Origin of the sequence: Janthinobacterium sp. 13, assembly GCF_002749695.1 — a bacterium.
Classification (GTDB): domain Bacteria; phylum Pseudomonadota; class Gammaproteobacteria; order Burkholderiales; family Burkholderiaceae_D; genus Janthinobacterium; species Janthinobacterium kumbetense.
The window spans coordinates 4397249-4418120 of sequence record NZ_PEEQ01000001.1 but is presented as its reverse complement, the minus strand read 5'-3'; the positions used below and the strand labels follow the sequence as shown (position 1 = coordinate 4418120).

Here is a 20872-nt window from a genome sequence, read left to right as displayed (position 1 = left end):
TGGATATCACGAAATATAATTCCGCCAGATCGACACATCGGAGAACTTAGCAGCGGTCGCCCAAAACGGCTGTAAAAAACCGATAAGACCGCCTTTTTTTATGTCCGAAAGCGTGCAAAGATGACATAAGCAAGTACGTTTTCAGGGCGCAAAAGCGCCAAAAATTTAACCGGTTTTAGGCGTTAAAAATCTGTGTAAAATAAAGAATTCGTATGTATAATTCGGCGACGTCCCGGATACGGCTGGAGCTTTGTGTCGTCATTTTGGGGTTCAGTTGCAAGACAAGAGATGGTATTTGGAGAAAGCAGGCATGAATTTTTCGAACGAGAAAAGTCCCAAGAACTACACAGGCATAACCGTCGTTGTCCTGCTGCACGTTCTCGCGGCTTACGGGATCGCGACGGGCTTGGGCAAGCGGTTGGTCACCAAAATGATGGAACCGGTTGAAACCAAGATTATCGAGGAAGTCAAACCGCCTCCACCGAAGGATCTTCCACCGCCACCACCGCCGCCAGAAATGAAGGCGCCACCGCCGCCATTCATTCCGCCAGTCGAGGTGAACGTGCAGCAGCCGCCGCCACAGCAGAACGTGATTGCAAATGCGACTGCCGTGAAGCCAGCCACGAATGTATTGGCACCGCCAACGCCGCCAGCACAGCCTGCGCCAACTCCTGGACCAGCCAAATCGGTGCGTACACCGGCCGTGGTTGACTTCAGCGTCTGCGAAAAACCGGCTTATCCAAAGTCGTCGCAGCGTAACGAGGAAACCGGTGTGGTGACACTGTCGTTCCTGATCGGTGTAGACGGCAAGGTCGCTGATTCGAAGATCGTGAAGTCCAGCGGCTTCAGGGACCTGGACAAAGCTGCGGTGCAAGGTATCAGCCGCTGTACATTTAAGCCGGCAACAGTTGACGGCAAGCCGGAACAAGGCTGGCAGCAAATGCAATACGTTTGGTCGCTGGATTAAAACCCGAGACAGTTATCCCCTGTCTCACACTATGATTTCGTTGTCATTACGTTCAGCGATCTGTTATTTTTAATTTTGGAGGAAGCATGTTTAAGAATACCCGTTTGTCCGCATTTTTTGCCGCGGTTCTGTTGTCCGTTACCGCTACTACCGCTCTGGTAGCAGCTCCGGCATTCGCTGACGCGCCAGCATCGGCTGCCGCTTCGGCTCCTGCGGCAGACGCTGCACCAGCACCAGTTGCTGCAGATGCCGCCGCTCCAGCAGCAGCTCCAGCCGCTGATGCAGCCGCTCCAGCCAAAACCGAAGAAGTGCACAACCCGTTCGGCCTGTCCGCAGTATGGGACGGCGGCTTCGTGCCACGCGCCACCCTGATCATCCTGTCCATCATGTCGATCGGCAGCTGGTACATCATCATCACCAAACTGCTGGATCAAATGAAGATCTTCAAGCAAGCTAAAGAAGCCGCTTCCAAATTCTGGAAAGCTCCTTCGATCGCTGCTGGTTCGGCAACCCTGAGCGAAGGCTCGCCATTCCGCTTCATCGCTGAATCGGGCACCAAGGCAACCGCTCACCATGACGGCGCCCTGCTGGAACAAATCGATCTGTCGACCTGGGTGACGATGTCGATCCAGCGCGCTTCGGATAAAGTCCAATCGCGTCTGCAAGATGGCCTGTCGTTCCTGGCAACCGTTGGTTCGACCGCACCGTTTATCGGTCTGTTCGGTACCGTTTGGGGTATTTACGGCGCGCTGACCGCTATCGGCATGACCGGTAACGCATCGATCGATAAAGTTGCAGGTCCAGTTGGTGAAGCACTGATCATGACCGCTTTCGGTCTGCTGGTCGCCGTTCCTGCCGTTCTGGGTTACAACTGGCTGGTACGTCGTAACAAATCCGCAATGGAAGACATCCGCTCGTTCAGCGCCGACGTTCACTCGGTCCTGGTTTCCGGCGTAATGTCCACCAGCGAAGCTGGCCGTGCTGCCGGCGCTAAAAAGATCGGATAAGAATCATGTCGATGTCCGTCGGCTCCGACAGCGGAGATGAAGATCAAGTAATGTCAGAAATCAACACGACGCCGCTCGTCGACATCATGTTGGTTTTGCTGATCATTTTCTTGATCACCAGTCCGGTTGTCCTCAAATTGCAGAAAATCGATCTGCCGATTGAGGCCAACCAAGCCCTGCAAACCAAGCCAGAGAACGTCAACATCGTTGTTAACAAGGATGGTGAGATTTACCTGGGCCAGACCAGACTGAAAGACACGAACGAACTGTTCGATTATCTTAAAGTTGAAGCAGTGAAAGTACCGCAGCCGGAAGTACACGTTCGTGGCGACCAAGAAACACGCTACGAATCGATCGGCCGGGTTATTTACACGACCCAACGTGCCGGGATCCAGAAGGTCGGCTTCATCACCGAACCACCTGACAAGGGCTGATAGCGACTGACAGCGGCGCCCCGGCAACAGGGGGGCGCCACTGACGGAAGCTTGCCGGGCGGCAGTATCGCCCGGTGCTTCGTTGGACTTCTTAAAGGAAACACTATGAGTATGAATGTCGGTTCGGGAAGCGCAGCAGGCGCGGATCCGGAACCAATGATGGAACTGAACATGACGCCCCTCATCGACGTGATGCTGGTGCTGATTATCATGTTGATCATCACGATTCCTAAGCAAAACCACTCGGTGAACCTGAACATGCCGGTCGGCACCCCGCCGCCACCGACAACCGAACCAGTGGTCGTCACGATCGATGTCGATTTTGATGGCACTATCTTGTGGGACAATCAGGTCGTACCTGATCGTAATACGCTGGAAGCCAAGCTGAGCAACGTTGCTGCGCAAGCAGATCAGCCAGAAGTGCATCTGCGTCCTAACAAGCTGGTGGAATACAAAGTCGTCGCCGGTGTGATGGCGTCGGCGCAGCGTCTGGGCGTGACCAAAATCGGTCTGGTCGGCAACGAGCAATTCCAGTAAGCTGCAGCAATCAGGTTATCTTTACATCCGAATAGGCAGGACTTCCTGCCTATTCGCTTTTTACTGAAAGACTTTCTCATGTCCAAGTTTCGTCTCGCTCATCTCGGCCTCGTCATGGCCGCTATCGGTTTTACCGCAGCAACTCCCGTAATCGGCCTGGGCTCGCTGGCATATGCCGCGGACACCGTGCGCGCCGAAGTGGGCAAGCCATTGCAAGAAGCGCAAAAACTCGCTGGCAGCGGCAAAAACAAGGAAGCACTGGCCAAGCTGCGCGAAGCTGACAGCGTCGGCGGCAAGACCGCCTTTGAAAGCTACCAGATCGAACGCGTGCGCGCCTCGGCTGCCGCCGCCGCTGGCGACAACGGCACCGCCATCAAGGCTTTTGAAGCCGTCATCAATTCCGGCCGCCTGAGCGCCGCCGAAGCCCCCAAATTCACGCAAGCGCTGGCAGGCATGTACTACCGCGCCAAGGATTGGCCAAATACCATCACCTGGATCAAACGCTCGCTGAAAGACCGCGAAGATCCACAGATGCGCGAACTGCTGATCCAGACCTACTACGTCAGCGGCAACTTCGCCGAAGCGGCAAAAGAATTGCAAGCGCGCGGCGGCAACTCGGAAGCGAGCCTGCAAATGCTGGCCAACATCCAGTTGAAGCAAAACGACAAGGGCGGCTACGTTGCCACCCTGGAAAAACTGGCATCGAGCTATCCGAAAACCAGCTACTGGGCCGACCTGCTGAACCGCGTTTCGGGCAAACCTGGCTTCTCGCAACGCCTGGGCCTGGATGTCCAGCGCCTGCGCCTGGCCAACGGCCTGTTCAGCAAGCCTTCCGAATACATGGAAATCAGCCAGCTGGCCCTGCAAGCAGGCAATCCTGGCGAAGCGCTGAGCATCATCGAGCAAGGCTACAAGAAAGGCGTGCTGGGTACCGGCGCCGATGCGCCACGTCACCAGCGTCTGAAAGACCTGGCCCTGAAAACCCAGGCTGACCTGAAAGCCAACGCGGCCAAGTCGGAAGCGGAATACACCAAGAACAAGGACGCCGACAGCTTGAGCAAGCTGGGCTTCGCCTTGGTCTACGATGGCCAGGCCGAAAAAGGTCTGGGCTTGATGAACGACGCCGTGAAACTGGGCACCGCCAAGTATGCGGAAGAAGCCAAGCTGCACCTGGGCATCGCCTACATCCACGCCGGCAAGAAGTCCAACGCCACGACGGCACTCAAAGCCGTCAAGGGCACGGATGGCGCGGCTGACCTGGCCCGCTACTGGACCTTGATGAATAAGTAATTAACATCGAACCCAAGCTACTGCGCGTCGCGCTTTGCAGCCTGTGATGCTCACCGTACTACAGTACGGTTGCGCTTCTCGGCAACAAATCACTGCCGCTCGCTACGCTTGGCTTCGACGTTGAGAGTGCATTGAATCAATACTAAAGCGTTGCCAGCATACCCGCCGGCAACGCTTTTTATCATTTCAGCAGTGAAATTCGCCCTGCGTCCGCCCTGCCGGGTGTGCATCCCTGAAACAGTCCGTATAATCCCCCTTTTGGCACAGTTTTTCATCAGATTCCTATGAAGGTATTCCGCGGACTTCCCAATGCCCAGGCACGAGCGCCTTGCGCTCTGACCATCGGCAATTTTGACGGTGTCCACATCGGCCATCAAGCGTTGCTGGCGCGCGTGCGCGGCGCGGCAACCGAACTCGGCATTGAAGCGGCCGTGATGACGTTCGAACCGCACCCGCGCGAATTCTTCGCGCAGCGCGCGGGCGACCTGTCCAAGGCCCCGCAGCGCATCGCCAACTTGCGCGACAAGCTGCAATCGCTGGATGACGCCGGCATCGACCGTGTCGTCGTCGAGCACTTCAGCGCCCAGTTCGCCGCCTTGACGCCGCAGGAATTCACGGAAAAAGTCCTCGTCGATGGCTTGCACGTGAAATGGCTGATGGTCGGCGACGACTTTTGCTATGGCGCCCGGCGCGCCGGCGACGTGGCCATGCTGCAGGAAGCGGGCCGCAAATATGGTTTCCATGTAGAAACATTGCCTACCGTGATGAACGGCAGCACGCGCATCTCGTCGTCCGCCGTGCGCCTGGCGCTGGCCGCCGGCGATTTCCCGCTGGCCACGCAGCTGCTGGGCCATCCGTACGCCATTTCCGGCCATGTCATCCACGGGCAGAAACTGGGCCGCACCCTCGGCTTCCCCACCCTGAACCTGCGCGTGGCGCATCGTCCCGCCCTGTCCGGCGTCTTCATCGTGCAAGTGCACGGCCTGGCGCCGCAGCCGCTGCCGGCCGTGGCCAGCCTCGGCGTGCGCCCCACCGTCGACGACAGCGGCCGCGTCTTGCTGGAAGTGCATCTGTTTGATTTCAATCAATCCTGCTACGGCAAGCTGGTGCGCGTGGAATTCCTGGAAAAGCTGCGCGACGAAGAAAAGTACGACGATTTGCCCACCCTGACGGCCGCCATCGAGCGCGACTCGAACCAGGCGCGCGCCTATTTTGAGCAGCGCAGCGGCGCCATTACCGCCACCGACCGAATTTGACGCCGGCCAACTCCGCCGCCTGGCGGCACTTGCCGTCGCAAACCCGCTGCAAAAATATACTCCATACCATTAAAGAAGATTATGTCCGATCAAAACAAGCCAGCCACGCCCAAGCAGAACAAGAAGCCTGAAAGCAAATACCCGGTCAACATGACGGAAACCCCGTTCCCGATGCGCGGCGACATGGCCAAGCGCGAGCCGCAATGGGTACAGCAATGGCAAGACAAGAAAATCTACGAGCGCGTGCGCAAGGCTGCCGCCGGCCGTCCGAAATTCATCCTGCATGACGGCCCGCCGTACGCGAATGGCGATATCCACCTGGGCCACGCCGTCAACAAGATCCTGAAGGACATGGTCGTCAAGTCGCGCTCGCTGGCCGGCTTCGACGCGCCGTACGTACCAGGCTGGGATTGCCACGGCATGCCGATCGAGATCCAGATCGAAAAACTGCACGGCAAGAACCTGCCGACGGCGGAAGTGCTGGAAAAGGCCCGCGCCTACGCCAACGTGCAGGTCGAGCGCCAGAAGAAGGATTTCATTCGCCTGGGCGTGCTGGGCGAGTGGGACAATCCGTATCTGACCATGGCGCACGGCAATGAAGCGGACGAATTGCGCGCGCTGGGCAAGCTGCTGGAAAAAGGCTATGTGTACCGCGGCCTGAAGCCCGTCAACTGGTGCTTCGACTGCCAGTCGGCGCTGGCCGAGGCGGAAGTGGAATACGCGGAAAAACGCGATCCCGCCATCGACGTCGGATTCAAGTTCGCCGAGCCGGAAAAACTGGCGGCCGCCTTCGGCCTGCCATCGCTGCCGACCGATAACGGTTTCATCGTCATCTGGACCACGACGCCGTGGACCATCCCGTCGAACCAGGCGCTGAACGTGCACCCGGAAGTCAAGTACGCGCTGGTGAAAGCCGAGCGCGATGGCCAGCCGCTGCTGCTGATCCTGGCGCAAGACCTGGTCGTCGCCAGCCTGGCGCGCTTCAAGCTCGATGGCACGACCATCGCCACCTGCGACGGCGCGGCCCTGGCCGGCATCAGCTTCCGCCACCCGCTGCATGCGGCCGACGCTTTCTATGACCGTCTGTCGCCCTTGTACCTGGCCGAATATGTGACCACGGAAAGCGGCACGGGCGTGGTGCACTCGGCGCCAGCCTACGGCCTGGACGACTTCATCTCGTGCAAGGCGCACGGCATGAAGGACGACGACATCATCAAGCCCGTCATGGGCGACGGCAAGTTCGCCTCGACCCTGCCCCTGTTCGGCGGCATGACCATCTGGGAAGCGTCGAAGCCGATCTGCAACGCCCTGCGCGAAGCGGGCGCGCTGTTCGAAGTCAAGATGTTCGACCACAGCTACATGCATTGCTGGCGCCATAAGACGCCGATCATCTACCGCGCCACCTCGCAGTGGTTCGCCGGCATGGACGTGACGCCGAAGGACGGCGGCGCGACCTTGCGCGAAACGGCCTTGAAAGGCATCGCCGACACCGAGTTCTTCCCGGACTGGGGCCAGGCGCGCCTGCACGGCATGATCGCCAACCGTCCCGACTGGACCCTGTCGCGCCAGCGCCAGTGGGGCGTGCCGATGGCCTTCATCGTGCACAAGGAAACGGGCGACCTGCATCCGCGCACGCCGGAACTGCTGGAGCAAGTGGCCAAGCTGATCGAAAAAGGCGGCATCGAGGCATGGCAGGCGCTGGACCTGGCTGACCTGATCGGCGACGAAGCGGCCATCTACGCGAAGAACAAGGATACGCTGGACGTGTGGTTCGATTCCGGCGCCACGCACCAGACGGTGCTGGGCGGCCCGCAAGCGCACGGTTCGCACTCGACGCAGCTGCAATTCCCGGCCGACCTGTACCTGGAAGGCTCGGACCAGCATCGCGGCTGGTTCCACTCGTCGCTGCTCGTGTCATCGATGCTCAATGGCCGTCCGCCATATAAAGCGCTGCTGACGCACGGCTTCACGGTCGATGGCGAAGGCAAGAAGATGTCGAAGTCGCTGGGTAACACGCTGGCGCCGCAAAAGATCTCGGACACCCTGGGCGCGGACATCCTGCGCCTGTGGATCGCCTCGACCGACTACACGGGCGAACTGTCGATCTCCGACGAAATCCTGAAACGCGTAACGGAATCGTACCGCCGCATCCGCAACACCCTGCGCTTCCTGCTGGCGAACACCTCGGACTTCAATCCGGCCACGGACGCCGTGCCGGTGGCCGAGATGTTCGAAATCGACCGCTATGCGCTGGCCAACATGGCCTCGCTGCAAACGCAGATCGAGAACAACTACGCGCGCTACGAATTCCACCCGGTCGTGTCGAAGCTGCAGACGTACTGCTCGGAAGACCTGGGCGGCTTCTACCTGGACATCCTGAAGGACCGCCTGTACACCTCCGGCCTGACGTCGCACGCGCGCCGTTCGGCGCAGACGGCCCTGTGGCACATCACGCAAAGCCTGCTGCGCCTGATGGCCCCTGCCCTGTCGTTCACGGCCGAGGAAGCGTGGGCCGTCTTCGCCGGCAGCGAAGCGTATGCCGCCAGCGATGAAACCATCTTCACGCAAACCTGGTGGCAGCTGCCGGAAGTGGCGGATGCGGCCGACCTGCTGGAGAAATACACGGCCCTGCGCGCCGTGCGCACGGACGTCACAAAACAGCTGGAAGACTTGCGTACCTCGGGCGCCATCGGCTCGTCGCTGCAGGCGGAGCTGACGATCAAGGCCGCGCCGATGAAGTACAAGCTGTTGACGACCCTGGGCGACGACTTGAAGTTCGTCTTCATCACCTCGCAGGCAACGGTAGCCGAAGTGGCCGACGAAGCGGCCGAGGAAGTGGTCGTGGCCGCGTCGACGGCGCCGAAGTGCGAGCGCTGCTGGCACTACCGCAGCGACGTGGGCACGGACGCCGCGCATGCCACCCTGTGCGGCCGCTGCGTCAGCAACCTGTTTGGCAAGGGCGAAGTTCGCCGCTTCGCCTAAACAACGGCGTCAAAATCTGCTGCGCGTCGCGATTTGCGGCCTGCGATGCTCACCGTACTAGAGTACGGTTGCGCTTCTCGGCCACAAATCGCTGCCGCTCGCTACGATTTTGCCCGCCGTTGTATGCTATCCGTCCAACCGCCGCCTGCTGCCAGGCGGCGGCTTTATCTTCCCTGGAAAAATATGGCCACTAAAAACCGTTTTTCATCGAAACCGCAATCGCCGCTGACGCTGTGGCTGGGCATTGCCGCCATCGTCATCCTGTTCGACCAGATCACCAAGATCACGATCCTGAAGACCTTCCGCTATGCGCAGGAAATGGTCATCACCTCGTATTTCAACCTGGTGCTCGCGTATAACAAGGGCGCCGCATTCAGCTTCCTGTCCGACCAGGGCGGCTGGCAGCGCTATTTCTTCACCGGCATCGCCCTGGCGGCCGCCATCTACATCATCTACCTGCTGAAAAAGCACGCCGGCCAGCGCATGTTCTGCTGGGCCCTGTCGCTGATCCTCGGCGGCGCGCTGGGCAACGCCATCGACCGCCTGATGTACGGCCACGTGGTCGACTTCCTCGACTTCCACTGGAAAAGCTGGGGCCATTTCCCCGCTTTCAATATCGCCGACAGCGCCATCTGCATCGGCGCGGCCCTGTTCATCATCGATGAACTGCGCCGGGTAAACAAATAAACACGCAGGAGAACGGCATGGAACTGTCCGGCAAAAAAATCGTCCTGGGACTCTCGGGCGGCGTCGCCTGCTACAAGGCGGCCGAATTGTGCCGCGCGCTCACAAAAGCAGGCGCCTCGGTGCAGGTGGTGATGACGGATGCGGCCAGCCACTTCATCACGGCCGTCACGATGCAGGCCCTGTCAGGCCACCCCGTGCACACGAGCCAGTGGGATGCGCGCATAGCCAACAACATGGCGCATATCGATTTGACGCGCCATGCGGACGCGATTTTGATCGCGCCGTGTTCGGCCGACTTCATGCGCAAGCTGGCGCACGGCGTGTGCGACGACCTGCTGTCGACCCTGTGCCTGGCCCGCCCATCCCACCTGCCCCTGCTGGTGGCGCCGGCCATGAACGTGGAAATGTGGCAAAACCCCGCCACGCAACGCAATGTGCAGCAGCTGCGCGACGACGGCATCAAGCTGTTCGGCCCGGCCGCCGGCGAACAGGCGTGCGGCGAAACGGGGCTGGGCCGCATGCTGGAACCGGAACAGCTGCTGACGGAGCTGATCGCCGCCTTCCAGCCTAAGGTATTGGCGGGCAAGCGCGTGCTGGTCACTGCCGGTCCCACGTTCGAAGCCATCGACCCCGTGCGCGGCATCACCAATCTGTCCTCGGGCAAGATGGGCTATGCGGTGGCGCGCGCGGCGCGCGAAGCGGGCGCCGAGGTGCTGCTCATTTCCGGCCCCACGGCCCTGGACGCCCCCTTCGGCGTGCGCCGCATCGACGTGCAAAGCGCACAGCAGATGCACGATGCGGTACTCGCCCACGTCGACGGCCAGCATGTCTTCGTCGCCGTGGCCGCCGTGGCCGACTGGCGCGTGGCCAACGCCAGCGAACAAAAGATGAAAAAGCAGGCCGACGGCTCCGTGCCGGAGCTGCAGTTCGCGCAAAATCCCGACATCCTGGCCACCGTGGCGGCGCGCACCAACCTGGCCGGCTATCCGTACTGCGTCGGTTTTGCCGCCGAATCGGAAAACCTGGTGGAATTCGGCTCGACCAAGCGCGAAAAGAAGGGCATCCCCTTGCTGGTCGGCAATATCGGCCAGAACACCTTTGGCCAGGACGACAACACCATCATCCTGTTCGACGAGGAAGGCCATACCGTACTGCCGCGCGCCTCGAAACTGAACCTGGCACGCCAGCTGATTTCGGAAATCTCGAAGCGGCTGGCCAAGAATTCGCTGCTCAAATAACCTTTTATACGACTTAGCTTAGTTAGTTAGATTAATGAAAAATATCGACATCAAGATCCTCGACGCCCGCATGAAAGAAATGCTGCCGGCCTACGCCACACCCGGCAGCGCCGGCCTGGACCTGCGCGCCTGCATCGACGAGGCGATCACCATCGAAGCCGGCCAGACCGTGCTCATTCCCACGGGCCTGGCCATCCACATCGGCGACCCGTCGTATGCGGCCATGATCCTGCCGCGCAGCGGCATGGGCCACAAAAACGGCATCGTATTGGGGAATCTGGTAGGCTTGATCGACTCCGATTACCAGGGCCAGTTGATGGTATCGACCTGGAACCGGGGCCAGAGCGCTTTCACGCTCAATCCCATGGAACGCCTGGCGCAACTGATTATCGTGCCGGTGCTGCAAGTGGGCTTTAACGTCGTCGAGGAATTCGGCGACAGCGAACGCGGTGTTGGCGGTTTCGGCAGCACCGGCAAACATTAAGGATCGTCTTATGCCAGGTTTCCGCCATCTGATCACAGCCCCAACTTCGCTGCGCCAACTGGCCACTCCCCTCCTGCTGGCCAGTGCGGCCATCCTCGCCGGCTGTACCACGCCAACGACGCATGTCAGCGGCCCGTTCAACGTGGTGCCGGCGCCCGATGCGCCCGCCCCGACGGCGCAGCAAAAGGCGGCGCAGGAAGAACTGGTGAAGATGGTGGCGCTGCAGGACCGCCTGTCGAAAGTCTCGGCGCCCCTGCTGATCAACAATGCGGACCTGTGCAAGACGTATGCGCGCAACCTGCTGGGCTTCACGGCGCAGAACAAGTATTCCTACCCCGGCATCTATGCCGACGCGGCGCAGGCGGCTCTCGGCTACGGCGAACAGATGCAAGTCTCCGGCGTCTTGCCGGGCAGCGGCGCCGCACGCGCCGGCTTGCGCAAGGGCGACGGCTTGCTGGCCGCCGAAGGCAAGCCGCTGCCGGCCGGCCCGAAGGCGGAAGGCCCGTTTGGCGCCATCGTCGGCCCGCTGGCCTCGAAAAGCGCAAGCCTGAACATGACCATCGCCCGCGACGGCCAGCAGCAGGACCTGAAGATTCCCGTCACGCGCGCCTGCGCCTTCCGCGTCGCCCTGGGCAATGCGGACAATATCAACGCCTACTCGGACGGCGCGCGCATCATGCTCACGCGCGGCATGGTCAATGCGGCGCAAAACGACGAAGGCATCGCCTTTGTCATCGCCCGCGAAATGGCGCACAACATCCTCGACCACGCGCGCAGCCAGCGCACGGCAGGGACGGCCGGCAGCATCATCGACAGCCTGGGCGCCGTGCAGCCCGACGTGTCGATGCTGACGGGCGCCGCCGGCATCAAGGCCATGCCGCAAGAACTCGACGTGCAAGCCGACACCCTGGCCATCTACCTGCTGGCGCGCGCCGGCTACAACGTCGACAACGCGGCCCGCTTCTGGCAGCGGCTGGCCACACAAGTACCGGCCACGGTCGCCAACGGCTACACGGCGCTGCATCCGGGCACCAACTCGCGCATGGCCGCCGTCAACCGCGCCGTCACCGACGTGCGCGCCAAGCAGGCGGCGAAGAAACCGCTGAAGCCTTAGAACGCCTGCCATAACCTACTGCGCGTCGCGCTTTGCGGTCTGCGATGCTCACTGTGCTCAATCCTGATCAAACAGGGTTTGCTCAGGCCCCCGGGAAGTTGGGGAAGTAGGTGCCCATGATCCAGGTCAGGGCACCGCAGAACACGACGGCTAGAAACAGGACAATGAGCAGCTTGCCGAACTTGGGAATACCCTCTTCTTGCGTCTTGACTTCATTTGACATGAAAATTCTCCGCAGGGTGGTGGAACAGGTAGTATATCCACAATCTTGAATACTTTTCCATACTTTGCCGCAAACATGCGGCATGTAACTCGCGCGCGCCATGGACAGCATCGACCTTGAAGTTCTGAAAACCAGCGCCGCCTGGCTCGCCGCCGGCCGCCGCTGCGAACTCGTCACCGTCATCAAGACCTGGGGTTCCAGCCCCCGTCCCGTGGGCGCCACCCTGGCCATCTGCGACGATGGCACGGTGGTCGGTTCCGTCTCCGGCGGCTGCATCGAAGATGACCTGATCGACACCGTGCGCGTGCATGGCATCGTGCGCACGCGGCCCGAAATCGTCAGCTACGGCATCAGCGCCGACGAGGCGCACCGCTTCGGCCTGCCCTGCGGCGGCACCATCGAACTGGCCATCGAGCCGCTGCACGCGGGCAGCCGCGTGGCCGAACTGCTGGCGCGCCTGGAAGCGCATGAACTGGTCGAACGCCGCCTCGACCTGCGCAGCGGCGCCGTCACCCTGCAGCGCGCCACGCCGGGCGCCGTGCTGGCCCTGGAAGACGGGGCGCTCACCACGCAGCATGGCCCGCGCTGGCGCCTGCTGATCATCGGCGCCAGCCAGCTGTCGCGCTTCGTGGCGCAAATCGCCACGGCCATGGATTACCACGTCATCGTCTGCGATCCGCGCGAGGAATACCGGGGCGGCTGGAACGTACCGGGCGTGCCCCTGCTGCACGCCATGCCGGACGACCTGGTGCTGGAATTAAAGCTCGACAGCCGCAGCGCCGTCGTCGCCCTCACGCACGACCCCAAGCTCGACGACCTGGCCCTGATGGAAGCGTTGAAGTCGCCCGCCTTCTACGTGGGCGCCATCGGCTCGCGCGCGAATAACGCCAAGCGGCGCGAACGGCTGCTGCAATTCGACGTCAGCGCCGAGCAGCTGGCGCGCCTGCACGCCCCCATCGGCCTGTACATCGGCAGCAAGACGCCGGCCGAAATCGCCATTTCCATCCTGGCCGAACTGACGGCCGTGAAAAACGGCGTGCCCGATGCGCTGCAAATCCAGCACGCGGCCGCCTTGAGCCCGCCCAACCCTGACCTCTGCGTGCGCTGAAGCGTGAAAAGCAAGAAACGGGATGCGCCAGCATCGTCCCCCTGATACCTTCCCTGACTTTGGCCCGCCATGACCCTGCTGCACTGGACCCTCCCCCTGCCCGCCGGCTACCGCCGCGACGACGTCATCGCCTTCCACAGCCGGGATACGCAAGCCGTGGCGGAACAAGTCACGCCGACAGGCCTGCGCAAGGGCATCCTGCTTGCCGGCGTCCCCGTCGTACTGGACGTGGCGTTCACGCAGGATGCCGCCATCTGCCAGGCAGACCTCGACGACAATGACGACACCGTCGCCGACCTGCAAACGCCGCTGCACGGCGCCCTGCTGAACATCCTCGGCCTGCGCATCGACCCGCAGCCGTTCGCGCAACTGGCCGCCGCCGACCCGCTGCTGGCGCCCTTGATCCACGTCAACCCGGGCTTGCGCATCGTGCAATCGGCCAGCCCCTTCGAAGCGCTGACCTGGGCCATCATCGGCCAGCAAATCAACCTGCCGTTCGCCATTTCCCTGCGCCGCACCTTCATCGTGCAGGCGGGACGCCGGCACGCCAGCGGCTTGTGGTGCTACCCGGAGGCGCGCGACGTGGCGCGGCTATCCGCCGAGGATTTGACGAGCCGCAAATTCTCGCGCGCCAAGGCGGAAACCGTGCTGCGCCTGGCGCATCTCGTCAACGATGGAGAACTGTCGCTGGAGCTGCCCCCTTCCGGCGACGTGGCGGCCATTTCGCAGGCGCTGCTGGCCGTGAAGGGCATCGGCCCGTGGACCGTCAACTATGCGCTGCTGCGCGGCTACGGCTATGCCGACTGCTCGCTACATGGCGACGTGGCCATCCGCGCCGCCCTGCAAAAGCTGCTCGGCGAAGAGGTCAAGCCGGACATGGCGCGCACGGAGCAGTGGCTGCGCCAGTACGCGCCGCACCGCACCATGGCCGCCGCCCACCTGTGGGCCAGCCTGCACGCGCCGGAAAAAAATATTTTGCCTGCCGGGGAATAAACGGCGGGCGGCACGCGTCCATCCCTTGCAAGCCCCCAAAACCTCAAGGAGACCACCATGCGCTTTACCACTTTTGCCGCCACCGCCCTTTGCACCGCCTTGTCCGCCCCGCTGGCCTTTGCCGCCGACGTCATGCCCGCCAACGGCATGCTGGTCAACGCCAGCGGCATGACCGTGTATGTGTTCGACAAGGATATCGCCGACAGCGGCAAGAGCGCCTGCAGCGGCGGCTGCCTGGTGGCCTGGCCCGCCGTCATCGCCACCGAAGCGGCGCCCGCCGCCCCGTATGGCAGCATCAAGCGCGAAGACAACGGCGCCATGCAGCTGACCTACAAGGGCAAGCCCCTGTACCTGTACAAGGAAGACAAGAAACCGGGCGACGCGGCCGGCGACAATTTCAAGAACGTGTGGCACGTCGTCAAGCCTTAAGCACGCCATCCCGCCGCCACGATGACCACGCAAGAGGACAGCCGCCAGCTGCAAGCCTGCCTGCCCGGCCTGCGCCGCTATGCGCGCGCGCTGGCGGGCGCCGCGCACGCGGACGACCTGGTGCAGGACACCGTGGAGCGGGCCTGGCGCAAGTTCGACCAGTGGCAGCGCGGTGGCGAGATGCGGCCCTGGCTGTTTTCCATCATGCATAACCTGCACGTGGATCAACTGCGCCGCCCCGGCCTGGCGCTGCAGGAGCTCGACGACGACGCCCTGCTGCCCGCGCCGGAGCGCGCGCCAGGGCAGGCCATCGCCATCGGCGAAATGGATGCGGCGCTGGCCCGTTTGCCGCTGGGGCAGCGCGAAGTCATCCTGCTCGTCGCGCTGGAACAGATGCCGTACGAGCAGGTGGCGTCCACGCTGGGCATCCCCGTCGGCACCGTCATGTCGCGGCTGTCGCGCGGGCGCGAGCGGCTGCGCGAACTGCTCGACGGCCGCCCCGCCGGCAGCCATGGCGCCCCTACCCTGAAAGTCGTGAAATGACAACGCAAGCCATCAGCGAAGCGCAATTGCACGCCCTGGCCGACGGCGTCCTGCCCGAGGAGCAGCGCGCGGCCATCGACGCCCACCTGCGCGCGCACCCCGAGGACGCAGCCAGGGTGGATGCGTGGCGCGAACAGAACCGGCAATTGCGCGCCCTGTTCGATCCCGTGCTGGATGACGCCGTGCCGCCGGCCCTGCGGCAGGCGGCATCGCCAGCGGCGGCGAACGGCGCCTGGCGCCGCCCCGCCATGCAGGCGGCAGCGGCCATCGTGCTGCTCATCGCCGGCGGCGCGGGCGGCTGGCTGCTGCGCGGCGGCGATGGCACGGGCGCCAGCGCCAGCCCCCTGACCCTGGCGCGCAGCGCCGCCATCGCCCATGCCGTCTACACGCCCGAAGTACGCCACCCCGTCGAAGTGGGCGCGGCGCAGGAAGCGCACCTGGTGCAATGGCTGTCGAAACGCCTGGGCACGCAACTGCAGCCGCCCGCGCTGTCGCCACTCGGCTATCACCTGATCGGCGGGCGCTTGCTGCCCGGCGATGGCGACGGTCCCGTGGCGCAATTCATGTACGAAGATGGCGGTGGCAAGCGCCTGACCCTGTACGTGGCCAAGGAACGGGCGGGCAGGCAGGAAACGGCTTTCCGCTATACGCAGGAAAAGGACCTGAGCGTGTTTTACTGGATCGACGGCCAGCTCGGTTATGCCCTCTCGGCGAGCCTGCCCAAACGGGAACTGGGCAAGATCGCCGACGCCGTGTACGCGCAGCTGGAGCAAGCCCGCTAAGCCCCTTCATCCATGCGCAAGTGCGCTGAACGCCAGCCCGGCATCAGCCCAGCGCGCGCTTGAGTTCCGCATACGCGTCGACCAGCCGCTCCTTCGAATAACCGCGATTGAGGCCACTCGGATTGGGCAAGATCCACACGCGCGCGCCGCCGAAGCGCTCTGGCTGCTCGCCCCACGCCAGCTGGCGTTTTCCCGTCATCGCCGCGTAGGCGGCCTTGCCCAGGAAGGCGATCCACTGCGGCTGCGCCCATGCCAGCTTGTGCCGCAGGCCCGCCGCCGCTTGCGCGAATTCGTCCGCCCCCACCTGGTCCGCGCGGCTGGTCGGGCGCCCGACGGCCGCCGTCAAGCCCAGCCCGAAACCGAGCACGCTGGCATCGTCCTGCGGCGCCACCAGGTGCGGCGTGAACCCGGCCAGGTGCAGCACGGGCCAGAAGCGGTTGCCGCGACCGAGAAAATGGTGGCCGGCGGCCGCCGCATCCACGCCGGGATTGAGGCCGCAAAAAACCACCTGCAAGCCGGGAGCGAGGATGTCGGGCAAGCCCGGCGCCGTTGTGGGGTATGTCATGGAAAACTCCGATATCAGAAACCGCAGTATGCCACTGGCGCCATCTCCTGCAGCGCAGGGCGAGCGGTGCTACCATCCCCTACTGATGAGCTAATCCGTCTGGCGGATGGCCGTCGCGCTGTCCCGCACCATCCCCACTCCGAGGAATACACATGACGACCCTGACCATCAATGGCAAGCAGCACGACCTTGCACTGCCTGAAGACACGCCCCTGCTGTGGGCCCTGCGCGACGAACTGGGCATGACCGGCACCAAATTCGGCTGCGGCATGGCCCTGTGCGGCGCCTGCACCGTGCACCTTGATGGCGAAGCCATCCGCTCCTGCGTGACGCCCATGTCGGCCGCCGCAGGCAAGAAGATCACCACCATCGAAGCGGTGGGCGAAGACAAGGTCGGCCTTGCGCTGCAACAAGCCTGGCAGGAACACGGCGTGCCACAATGCGGTTACTGTCAGGCCGGGCAGATCATGTCGGCCACGGCCCTGCTGCACAAGACGCCAAGACCGAACGACCAGCAAATCCGCGAAGCGATGAGCGGCAATATCTGCCGCTGCGGCACCTACACGCGCATCCACGCGGCCATCAAGCAGGTATCGGCCAGCATCCACGCGAAAGGAGCGGCCAAATGAGCATCCATGACACTGCCGCCGCACATTCGCCTGCGCGGCGCAACTGGCTCAAGGCCGCCGGCGCGCTGGCCGGCTTGACCCTGGTGGCCGGCCCTTCCGGCCTCGTGATGGCGGCCGATGCCGTCAAATACGGCGGCGACAATATGGCTGGCGGCGTGGTCGACGACACCCTGGTCTTCCTGTCAATCGGCGCCGACGGCATCGTCACCATCGTGGCGCACCGCTCAGAAATGGGCCAGGGCATCCGCACCAGCCTGCCCATGGTGGCGGCCGACGAACTGGGCGCCGACTGGGCGCAGGTGCGCGTGCAGCAGGCGCCCGCCGACGAAGCGCGCTACGGCAGCCAGGATACGGACGGTTCGCGCAGCATGCGCCACTCGTTCCGCGCCATGCGCCACGTGGGCGCCACGGCGCGCCTGATGCTGGAAACGGCGGCCGCCGTGCGCTGGGACGTACCCGTGACAGAAGTGAAAGCCGTCAATCACGCGGTCGTGCATGCGGCCAGCGGGCGCTCGCTGTCCTTCGGGGCGCTGGCCGAAGACGCGGCCAAGTTGCCCGTGCCGCCACGCGCGCGCATCAGCCTGAAAACGGCGGGCGAGCTGCGCTACATCGGGCAAACCAGCACGCGCGGCATCGACTTGCACGACATCGTCACGGGCAACACCCACTTCGGCATCGACACCCGCCTCGATGGCATGGCGTATGCCGTCATCGCCCGTCCGCCCGTCTTCGGCGGCAAGCTGAAAAGCGTGGACAAGACGGCGGCCCTGAAAGTGCCGGGCGTGCTGCGCATCGTCGAACTGGCGGGCAGTCCGCCGCCGGCCATGTTCAATCCGCTGGGCGGCGTGGCCGTCATCGCGAAAAATACCTGGGCCGCCATCAAGGGCCGCGAAGCGCTGGTGCTGGAATGGGAAGATGGCCCGAACGGCGACTACGATTCGAAGGCCTTCCGCAAGACGCTGGAAGCGGCCGTGCGCCAGCCGGCCAGCCCGGCGCGCGACCAGGGCAAGACGGTGGCCACGCTGGCCGCCGCTCCCGCCGCGCGGAAATTCAGTGCCGAATACTATCTGCCCCACCTGGCCCACGCCACCATGGAACCGCCCGCCGCCACCGTGCGCATCGCCAACGGCAAGGCCGAAGTGTGGGCCTGCGTGCAGGCGCCGCAGGCGACGCGCAGCAACGTGGCCAAGGCCCTGGGGCTGGCGCATGACGACGTGACCGTCCACGTGACCCTGCTCGGCGGCGGCTTCGGGCGCAAATCGAAACCCGACTTCGCCGTCGAGGCGGCGCTGCTGTCGAAAGCCATGGAGGGCGCGCCCGTCAAGCTGACGTGGACGCGCGACGACGACCTGCAGCACGACTACCTGCACACGGTCTCCGTCGAACGGCTGGAAGCGTCGCTGGACGCGAAAGGCATGCCGACGGCCTGGCTGCACCGCACGGCCGCCCCCACCATCACCTCGACCTTTGCCGCCGGCGCGAACAAGCAGGCGCCGTTCGAGCTGGGCATGTCGGCCATCAACGTGCCGTTCGCCATTCCAAACATCCGCGTCGAAGTGCCCGAAGTGCCGGCCCACACGCGCATCGGCTGGTTCCGTTCCGTGTCGAACATCCCGCACGCCTTCGCCATCCAGTCGTTCACGGCCGAACTGGCGCACGCGGCAAAGAAGGACCACCGCGACTACCTGCTGGCACTGCTGGGCCCCGCGCGCAAGATCAATCCGGCCGACCTGTCCGACGGCTGGAACTATGGCGAAGATCCGGCGAAGTATCCGGTCGACATAGGCCGCATGCGCCACGTGATCGAGCTGGCGACGGCCAAGGCGGGCTGGGGCCGCAAGCTGCCCAAGGGACGGGGCCTGGGCCTGGCCGTGTCCTACAGTTTCGTCACTTATGTGGCGGCCGTGATCGAAGTGGAAATCAATGCGGCCGGCGAAGTCATCGTGCCGAGGGTCGACATCGCCATGGATTGCGGCCCGCAGATCAACCCGGACCGCGTGCGCTCGCAGATCGAGGGCGCCTGCATCATGGGCCTGTCGCTGGCCATGAGCGGCGAGATCAGTTTCAAGAATGGCCGGGTCGAGCAAAGCAATTTCCACGACTACGCCGTGCTGCGCGCCGCCGACGCCCCGCGCGTGATCCACACGCACCTGGTGCCGGGCACCCTGGACATGGAGCTGGGCGGCGTGGGCGAACCGGCCACGCCGCCCATCGCGCCGGCCCTGTGCAACGCCATCTTCGCCGCCACGGGCAAGCGCATCCGCGCCCTGCCCGTGGGCATGCAGCTGGCGAAGAAAGGCTAGCCGCGCCGCGCCGCCGGCAACTGCAGCAGCAAGGCGGCGGCGGCGACCAGGGCGGCGCCGGCCGCCAGCAGCCACATGGGCCAGTCGAGCAGGAGCAGCACCCCGCCCGTGGCGGCGCCGATGGCGCTGCCCAGGTACAGCGCCGATTCGTTGAGGGCGATGGCCAGGTTGCCGTCGCCCTGGCGCGCGCGCACGGCCAGCAGCTGCTGGTTTTGCGGCACTTGCAGGGCCCAGCCGGCCGCGCCCCACAGCACGATCGGCGCCAGCATCAGCCAGGCCGACCAGCCGGCCGCCAGCGGCAGCGCGCACAGGGCCAGCGCCAGCAGCAGCAAGATGAAGCAGGTCAGTTTCGGCGCCGCCACCTTGTCCGCCCATGGTCCGACCAGCACGCTGCCCGCGATCCCTCCCACGCCCCAGGCCCACAGGAAGGGCGTGGCGGACATCGCCGCGCCCGGCGCCGACCACGCCAGCAGCGGCGCGATAAACGTGTACATGCCCAGGCTGGCGATGGCCGCCAGCAGCGATACCAGCAAGATGGCCAGCACCTGCCCGTCGGCCAGCAAGGCCAGCTTGCGGCGCAGCGAAATGGCCGGCACCGCCGGCAGCGCGGGCAGCTTCCACAGCAAGCCCGCCAGCGCCAGCGCACCGAGGAGCGCGACCAGCCACAGGGCCGCCGTCCAGCCCAGCTGCTGCGCCAGCAGCAAACTCAAGGGCACGCCCAGCACCGTGCCGCCCGCCATGCCGCCCATGATCGCGCCGATGGCCTTGCCCCGCTGCTGCGGCGCCGACACGCCGGCCGCCGCCGCGATGCCCAGCGCCAGATAGACGCCCGCACCGATGCCGGCAATGGCGCGCCAGGCCAGCAAACTGCTGAAACCGGGCGCCAGCGCGCTGGCCCCGTTCGCCAGCACGAACACGGCCAGGGCGATCAGGAGGCCCGAGCGCTGCGCGCGCGCCGGCAGCAGGGCCACGGCCAGCGGCGAGCCGAGGCCATAGGCCAGCGTAAACGCCGTCACCAGCTGCGCGGCCATCGCCAGGGAAACGGAGAACGCGCCGGCGATCATCGGCATCAGGCCCGCCGTCACATACGACGCCATGCCCAGCGCGAACGCGCCCACGGCGATCAGGTAGACGGTGGAAGGCAGCGCGGCGGCGGAAGTGCCGCTACTGGCGTGAGAAGAATAGTCGGACATGGCAAGCCTTCAGGAAGAAAGCAGGCATTCTGGAATACAATATAAACAATTACAATTTAACTGTTTATGCTATTACTGATAGCAACAGGCTCACAGGAAAGACCGCAC

The 20872-nt window shown here is 63.9% G+C and carries 21 protein-coding genes; 18 read left to right on the top strand and 3 right to left on the bottom strand.

Annotated elements, in window-relative coordinates; translation table 11 throughout:
- The first annotated feature begins 310 nt into the window (after positions 1–310).
- The 11 genes from CLU94_RS19385 to CLU94_RS19335 all read left to right on the top strand — a co-directional run bounded on the left by CLU94_RS19385 (position 311) and on the right by CLU94_RS19335 (position 11996).
- The gene (locus tag CLU94_RS19385; protein WP_099666827.1) at positions 311–967 is read left to right on the top strand and encodes an energy transducer TonB; all 657 of its coding nucleotides are present in this window, start codon (positions 311–313) and stop codon (positions 965–967) included.
- Between the two features lie 86 nt (positions 968–1053).
- Positions 1054–1974: a MotA/TolQ/ExbB proton channel family protein gene (locus tag CLU94_RS19380; RefSeq protein ID WP_180278707.1), complete on the top strand. Its 921-nt coding sequence runs from the start codon at positions 1054–1056 to the stop codon at positions 1972–1974.
- 5 nt (positions 1975–1979) lie between these two features.
- On the top strand, positions 1980–2408 hold the full coding sequence (locus tag CLU94_RS19375) for an ExbD/TolR family protein (RefSeq protein ID WP_071075811.1): 429 nt from the start codon (positions 1980–1982) through the stop codon (positions 2406–2408).
- Between the two features lie 105 nt (positions 2409–2513).
- A complete protein-coding gene (locus CLU94_RS19370; protein WP_170840419.1) occupies positions 2514–2945 on the top strand; it encodes an ExbD/TolR family protein in 432 nt (143 codons plus the stop codon).
- 78 nt (positions 2946–3023) lie between these two features.
- The gene (locus CLU94_RS19365) at positions 3024–4235 is read left to right on the top strand and encodes a hypothetical protein (protein ID WP_099666826.1); all 1212 of its coding nucleotides are present in this window, start codon (positions 3024–3026) and stop codon (positions 4233–4235) included.
- A 284-nt stretch (positions 4236–4519) separates the two neighbouring features.
- Positions 4520–5491, top strand: a complete 972-nt coding sequence (locus tag CLU94_RS19360) for a bifunctional riboflavin kinase/FAD synthetase (protein WP_077407919.1) — start codon at positions 4520–4522, stop codon at positions 5489–5491.
- A gap of 81 nt (positions 5492–5572) precedes the next feature.
- On the top strand, positions 5573–8473 hold the full coding sequence (gene ileS, locus CLU94_RS19355; protein WP_099666825.1) for an isoleucine--tRNA ligase: 2901 nt from the start codon (positions 5573–5575) through the stop codon (positions 8471–8473).
- A gap of 183 nt (positions 8474–8656) precedes the next feature.
- A complete protein-coding gene (gene lspA / locus CLU94_RS19350; RefSeq protein ID WP_077407922.1) occupies positions 8657–9160 on the top strand; it encodes a signal peptidase II in 504 nt (167 codons plus the stop codon).
- Positions 9161–9177: 17 nt separating this feature from the next.
- Positions 9178–10398: a bifunctional phosphopantothenoylcysteine decarboxylase/phosphopantothenate--cysteine ligase CoaBC gene (coaBC, locus tag CLU94_RS19345; protein WP_099666824.1), complete on the top strand. Its 1221-nt coding sequence runs from the start codon at positions 9178–9180 to the stop codon at positions 10396–10398.
- A 34-nt stretch (positions 10399–10432) separates the two neighbouring features.
- Entirely contained in the window at positions 10433–10882 is a 450-nt protein-coding gene (gene dut / locus CLU94_RS19340) for a dUTP diphosphatase (RefSeq protein WP_099666823.1), read from the top strand.
- A gap of 10 nt (positions 10883–10892) precedes the next feature.
- Positions 10893–11996 (top strand): M48 family metallopeptidase, encoded by a 1104-nt coding sequence (locus CLU94_RS19335; RefSeq protein ID WP_099666822.1) that lies wholly within the window; start codon positions 10893–10895, stop codon positions 11994–11996.
- Between the two features lie 82 nt (positions 11997–12078).
- Here CLU94_RS19335 and CLU94_RS28440 read toward each other — a convergent pair whose 3' ends face one another.
- Positions 12079–12219 (bottom strand): hypothetical protein, encoded by a 141-nt coding sequence (locus CLU94_RS28440; protein ID WP_162835767.1) that lies wholly within the window; start codon positions 12217–12219, stop codon positions 12079–12081.
- Positions 12220–12319: 100 nt separating this feature from the next.
- Between CLU94_RS28440 and CLU94_RS19330 the strand changes: the two genes are divergently transcribed.
- The 5 genes from CLU94_RS19330 (at position 12320) to CLU94_RS19310 (ending at position 16074) form a co-directional block, all read left to right on the top strand.
- Positions 12320–13327 (top strand): XdhC family protein, encoded by a 1008-nt coding sequence (locus CLU94_RS19330; protein ID WP_099666821.1) that lies wholly within the window; start codon positions 12320–12322, stop codon positions 13325–13327.
- 69 nt (positions 13328–13396) lie between these two features.
- Positions 13397–14320, top strand: a complete 924-nt coding sequence (locus tag CLU94_RS19325; RefSeq protein ID WP_099666820.1) for a DNA-3-methyladenine glycosylase family protein — start codon at positions 13397–13399, stop codon at positions 14318–14320.
- Between the two features lie 57 nt (positions 14321–14377).
- Entirely contained in the window at positions 14378–14749 is a 372-nt protein-coding gene (locus CLU94_RS19320) for a COG4315 family predicted lipoprotein (RefSeq protein WP_099666819.1), read from the top strand.
- A 21-nt stretch (positions 14750–14770) separates the two neighbouring features.
- On the top strand, positions 14771–15292 hold the full coding sequence (locus CLU94_RS19315; protein WP_099666818.1) for an RNA polymerase sigma factor: 522 nt from the start codon (positions 14771–14773) through the stop codon (positions 15290–15292).
- On the top strand, positions 15289–16074 hold the full coding sequence (locus CLU94_RS19310) for an anti-sigma factor family protein (protein ID WP_099666817.1): 786 nt from the start codon (positions 15289–15291) through the stop codon (positions 16072–16074). The genes CLU94_RS19315 and CLU94_RS19310 overlap by 4 nt, the downstream gene beginning before the upstream one ends.
- 43 nt (positions 16075–16117) lie before the next feature.
- On the opposite strand, the gene mug is transcribed toward CLU94_RS19310, so the two are convergent.
- Entirely contained in the window at positions 16118–16639 is a 522-nt protein-coding gene (mug, locus tag CLU94_RS19305; protein WP_099666816.1) for a G/U mismatch-specific DNA glycosylase, read from the bottom strand.
- A 152-nt stretch (positions 16640–16791) separates the two neighbouring features.
- Here mug and CLU94_RS19300 point away from each other — a divergent pair, with 152 nt between their 5' ends.
- A complete protein-coding gene (locus CLU94_RS19300; protein WP_099666815.1) occupies positions 16792–17268 on the top strand; it encodes a (2Fe-2S)-binding protein in 477 nt (158 codons plus the stop codon).
- Entirely contained in the window at positions 17265–19571 is a 2307-nt protein-coding gene (locus CLU94_RS19295) for a xanthine dehydrogenase family protein molybdopterin-binding subunit (protein ID WP_099666814.1), read from the top strand. The genes CLU94_RS19300 and CLU94_RS19295 overlap by 4 nt, the downstream gene beginning before the upstream one ends.
- On the opposite strand, the gene CLU94_RS19290 is transcribed toward CLU94_RS19295, so the two are convergent.
- Complete coding sequence (locus CLU94_RS19290; RefSeq protein WP_099666813.1) at positions 19568–20764, bottom strand: MFS transporter; 1197 nt, start codon at positions 20762–20764, stop codon at positions 19568–19570. The two genes, CLU94_RS19295 and CLU94_RS19290, sit on opposite strands and share 4 nt — an antisense overlap.
- Positions 20765–20872 lie beyond the last annotated feature (108 nt).